This is a genomic window from Streptomyces sp. NPDC057654, from assembly GCF_042800135.1.
Lineage (GTDB): Bacteria > Actinomycetota > Actinomycetes > Streptomycetales > Streptomycetaceae > Streptomyces.
This window is the reverse complement of sequence record NZ_JBHVHQ010000622.1, coordinates 1-5,167: the sequence shown is the minus strand read 5'-3', so window position 1 is coordinate 5,167 and position 5,167 is coordinate 1. Positions and strand designations below refer to the sequence as shown.

The following is a 5,167-nucleotide window of genomic DNA, read 5'->3' as shown; positions in this document are numbered from 1 at the left end:
GTCATCGGGCGTCATCGGGGGGGCATCGGGAATCGTCGGGGAATCGTCGGGGAAGGGGCGCGGGGATACGGCCGTACGGGTGTCCGTACGGCCGTACGGGTTTGGTCCCCCGAGCGGCGCGGTACGCCCCGCGTCCGCGCGGGCCGCACCCCCTCGTCACCGTCACCCGCCCCACCGCAAAAAAGCCGCCAAGATGTCCACTTGGTCCGCATTCTCTTCTTCCTCTACGGCGCACGGCCGTGAAATCGCCTGCCGGGAACGTAATGTGACCTGGAGCACGTTCCCCATTTCGACACGTCTGCCCTCGCCGCGAGTGGGTAGGGCAAATGTGTCCCACTGCCATCACCTCCAGGAGGCCCGTGTGGCCGCGTCAGCTCAACTCCTGCTCTCCGCGATCTCCAGCACCTCCGATATCCCGGGGTTCTCCAAACCCGACCTGCCCCCGCAGGAGCCCGACCTGTTCGACGGCGTCTCGGGCCCCGACTCCGGCCTCGACGGCTCCGGTGCGTTCGTCGAGCCGCCGCTGACCTGCGAGCCGCCGCTCGCCGACGCCACCCCGCTCACCAGCGAGTCCCCGAACACCGCCGAGCCGCCGCTCACCAGCGAGCCCACCACCGCCGGTCTCGGCATGGAGTACGCGGAGGTCTGAGTGGCCAGAGCGCGGCTCGCCGAGCTGCACGGCGTCGCCACGTCCTACGAAACCTCGCCGGGCCGCGGCGTCCGGGTGTCCGAGGACACCATCGTCGAGGTGCTCGCCGCGCTCGGAGTCGACGCCTCCACGCCCCGGTCCGTACAGTCCGCCCTCGACGACCACGCGCTCGCGGAGCGCGGCCGGCTGCTGCCCGCCACGGTGGTGCTGCGAGCCCCCGTCGCGCCCGGCGCCACCACGTCACGGCGGACGCCGCCGCTGCCCGTCCTGCCCGAGGGCACCGCGCTGAGCGTCGAGACGGAGAGCGGCGAGCGCCTCCCCTGGGACGGCGCCGCCTTCTTCCACGGACACGGCCGGAGCGGCGCGGACGCGGGGGAGTCCACCGCCGACGCCGGCGGGCTGCCGCTCGGCAGCCATGTGCTGCGGGCGCACACCCCCGACGGCCGGTCCGCCCGCGCCACGCTCCTCGTCGTGCCCGACCGGATGCCCGAGCCCGCCGCCCGCAGCCACGGCTTCATGGTGCAGCTGTACTCCCTGCTCTCCGCGCGCTCCTGGGGCATGGGCGACCTCGGCGACCTCGCCGAGCTGGCGTCCTGGTCCGGCCGCTCCTTCGGCTGTGGCTTCGTGCAGGTCAACCCGTTGCACGCGGCCGTGCCCGGTGCGCCCACCGAACCCTCGCCGTACCGCCCCTCCTCGCGCCGCTTCCCGGACCCGGTGTATCTGCGCGTCGAGGCGGTGCCGGAGTACGCGCACCTCGCCGGGCAGGCCCGCGACGACGCCGACGCGCTGCTCGCGCGCGCCGCGGTGCTGCGCGCCGCCGTGCTCGACGGCAGCGGGCTCATCGACCGGGACGCCGTATGGGCGCTCAAGCGGGAGGCCCTGGAGCTCGTACGGGCCGTGCCGCTCTCGCCCGGCCGCCGCGCCGCGTACTGCGACTTCCTCGCCGAGCAGGGCCGGGCCCTGGACGACCACGCCACGTGGTGCGCGCTGGCCGAGGTGTACGGCGCCGACTGGCACGCGTGGCCGAAGGGGCTGGGGGACCCGCGCTCGACCCGCACCGCCCGCGCCCGCGGCGAACTGCTCGACCGCGTCGACTTCTACTGCCGGCTGGCCTGGCTCACCGACCAGCAGCTCGCCGCCGCCCAGCGCTCCGCGCGCGACGCGGGGATGCCGGTGGGGCTCGTACACGACCTGGCGGTCGGCGTCCATCCGGGCGGTGCGGACGCCTGGGCGCAGCAGGACGCGTTCGCCTCCGGCATGTCCATCGGCGCGCCGCCGGACGCCTTCAACTCGCGCGGCCAGGACTGGGGGCTGCCGCCGTGGCGCCCGGACGCCCTGGACGCCGCCGGTTACGCGCCCTACCGCGGGCTGCTGCGCGGCATCCTGCGGCACGCGGGCGCGCTGCGCGTCGACCATGTGATGGGCCTCTTCCGGCTCTGGTGGGTCCCGGCGGGCCGCGAGCCGACCGAGGGCGCGTACGTGCGCTACGACGCGGAGGCGATGCTCGGCGTTCTCGCCCTGGAGGCGCACCGCGCGGGCGCGGCCGTCATAGGCGAGGACCTGGGCACGGTGGAGCCGGGCGTGCGGCGGGCTCTGGCGGAGCGGGGGGCGCTGGGCACGTCGGTGCTGTGGTTCGAGCGTGATTACGGGGGCGGGGCGGAGGCCGGGGCAGGGGCGGAGGCCGAGTCCGGTGACGGGCCCGAGGCGGGAGAGGTTCCTGTGGCGCCCGAGGCGGCGGGGGGCGCCGGGGCCCGTGGGCGGCCGCGGCCGCTGCCCCCCGAGGCGTGGCGCGCCGGCTGCCTCGCCACCGCCACCACCCACGACCTGCCGAGCACCGCGGCCCGCCTCACCGGCGAGCACGTGGAGCTCCGGCACCGGCTCGGACTGTTGACCCGGCCGCTCGCGCAGGAGCGCGGCCAGGACGCGATCGAGGTCGCGGAGTGGATGGCGCTGCTCGGCCAGTTGGGGCTGCTGCCGGAGGGGCCGGGCAACGAGGAGGCGGCGATCAAGGCCGTACACCGCTTCCTGCTGCGCACCCCGGCGCGGATGGTCGGGGTGTGGCTCCCGGACGCCGTGGGCGACCGGCGCCCGCAGAACCTGCCGGGGACGTGGCGGCAGTACCCCAACTGGCGGCTGCCGATCGCCGACGCGCACGGCCGGCCGGTCTCCTTCGAGGAACTGGCGGCGTCACCGCGCCTGCACGCGCTCATGAGCGAGCTGCGGGGCGCCGCTCCGCGGCACAGGGGGGCGGGAGAGGGGGCCCCGTAGCTCCCGTAGCTCCGGTAGCTCCCTCGGCTTCCGTAGCCATTCCCGGCCATAAGCCACCTCGGCCATCCACAAGCCACCCCGAGCGCGCGAGGTTTTCGCACGTCCGATACTTTGGCTCTGTGAGCAACAAGGTCAACAAGAACGCCCTGCGCGCCGGCACGATCACCGCCGGCGTGACACTGGTGCTGCTGATGTCGTCCCCCGCCTTCGCGCTCGTCCGCGACGACGGCGACGACCCGGGTCCGGGCCTCAGCGTCATGGAGACGCTCGGCCTCTATGTCGCCGCGCCGATCGTCCTCTTCCTGGTCATCACCGGCCTGGTCATGGTGGGCACCAAGAAGTCGGACTGGCACTACAGCAAGAAGTGACGCCCGCGGCCGTACGTACATCCGTATGGCCGTCCGCGCCTTCGACGTGGCCTTATGCATGCCGCGCATCCCTCTTCAGGGGTGCGCGGTTTTTCTTTTCGCCCGACGCGCCGACCGAACTGGTCCGTGCCGGTCCGTAGTTGACCGCTCTCCCGCCCCTGCCCCGGAACGGCCCCCTCCGCTGATGCGGAGGGGGCCCTTGCTGTTTATGGCGGGCTTAACCTACGGTGGCGTAACCTACGGACCCGTAAGTAACGATCATACGATCGTCCCCAGCCGTCCCCTGGAGCCCCGCTGTGACCATCGCCCCCTCCCGCCACAACGGCCAGGCCGCGTGGAGTGACAGCCAGCTGCTGTACGCGCTGGAAGAAGTCGTCGAGACCGAGCTCAACCGCCACCTCGGCGTCGCGAAGGACTGGATGCCGCACGAGTACGTGCCGTGGAGCGACGCCCGCGACTTCGACGGGATCATGGGCGGCGAGGCATGGGCCGTCGAGCAGTCGAAGGTCACCGACATCGGCCGCACCGCGCTCGTCGTCAACCTCCTCACCGAGGACAACCTCCCCAGCTACCACCACGAGATCGCCTCGCTCTTCGGGCGCGACGGCGCGTGGGGCACCTGGGTGCACCGCTGGACGGCCGAGGAGGGGCGGCACGGCATCGTCATGCGCGACTACCTGCTCGCCTCGCGCGCCGTCGACCCCGTCGCGCTGGAGAACTTCCGCATGCAGCACATGTCGGAGGGGTTCGAGTCCGACAACCGCCACAGCATGCTGCACTCGGTCGCCTACGTCGCCTTCCAGGAACTGGCCACCCGCATCTCGCACCGCAACACCGGGCACCACTCCGGCGACCCGGTCTGCGACCGGATGCTGGCCCGTATCGCCACCGACGAGAACCTGCACATGGTCTTCTACCGCAACCTGCTCGGGAAGGCGTTCGAGCTGGCCCCGGACCAGACCATGAGCGCCGTACGGGACGTGGTCGTCGGCTTCCGCATGCCCGGCCACGGCATCCCCGGCTTCGAGCGGGCCGCCGCCCAGATGGCCATCGGCGGCATCTACAACCTCCGCATCCACCACGACGACGTGCTCCAGCCCGTCCTGCGCTACCTCAAGGTCCTCGACATCGGCGGCCTCGGCCCGGAGGGGCTCAAGGCGCAGGAGGAGCTGGGCCTGTACATGGGCGGCCTCGACGACCAGGCGGTCAAGTTCGACGAACGGCGCGCCGCCCTGCTGGCCCGCCGCAAGGCGCGCGCCGAGCGCGCCTTAAGAAAGCCGGGCGGGAGCCCGCCGGGTCAGCAGCCGGGGCCCGGCGGCGGGGAGGCGGCCAGGGCGAGCGCGGCGGCCCGCAGCCCGGCCGCCCACGCCTCCTGGCCGAGCCCCAGCGTGTACGCGATACAGCACTCGCACGGCGGGATCAGCGCCAGGAACGCCCGTTCCTCCGCGGTCTCCGCCTCCGCCTCGCACCAGTCCTCCCTGGCCAGGTCGGCGGGGCCGATGCCGCCGCCGACGAGGTCCGCCGCCCGGCGGCGCAGGGCGTGGCGCAGCGCCACATCGGGCGCGGGCAGCCCGATTCCGCACTCGGCGAGCGCCAGCTCGAAGGCGTCGCGTACGTCGTGGGCGTCGGCGTTACGGGACCAGCCCGCGAGCTCGCACAGCGTCGGCGAGTCCACGCCGCCCGCGAGCGCCTCGGCGGCGACCATCGGCAGATCCTCCGGCCGTACCTCGTCCGCCCGATACCGGCAGGCCACCTCGCCCAGAGCCGCACGGGCGTTCCGTACCGAGGTTTCCGGTTCTGCTGTCGTTTCCGCTGTTCCCATACCCTTTATGACTTCTGAGAGCCCGCCGCTGTTCCCCCCCGTACATGCCAGGGGCCCCGC

Annotated in this window: 3 protein-coding genes and 1 pseudogene; all 4 read left to right on the top strand. The window is 73.3% G+C overall.

Annotated elements, in window-relative coordinates; translation table 11 throughout:
• Window positions 1-361 precede the first annotated feature (361 nt).
• The gene (locus ACFU99_RS32150; RefSeq protein ID WP_384398739.1) at window positions 362-649 is read left to right on the top strand and encodes a hypothetical protein; all 288 of its coding nucleotides are present in this window, start codon (window positions 362-364) and stop codon (window positions 647-649) included.
• Window positions 650-2,917 carry a 4-alpha-glucanotransferase gene (gene malQ, locus ACFU99_RS32145; protein ID WP_384398737.1) on the top strand — a complete coding sequence of 756 codons (2,268 nt, stop codon included), beginning with the start codon at window positions 650-652 and terminating at the stop codon, window positions 2,915-2,917.
• A gap of 119 nt (window positions 2,918-3,036) precedes the next feature.
• Entirely contained in the window at window positions 3,037-3,285 is a 249-nt protein-coding gene (locus ACFU99_RS32140) for a hypothetical protein (RefSeq protein WP_384398735.1), read from the top strand.
• A gap of 296 nt (window positions 3,286-3,581) precedes the next feature.
• Window positions 3,582-4,541, top strand: a pseudogene (locus ACFU99_RS32135) (acyl-ACP desaturase); the annotation flags it as partial.
• Window positions 4,542-5,167 lie beyond the last annotated feature (626 nt).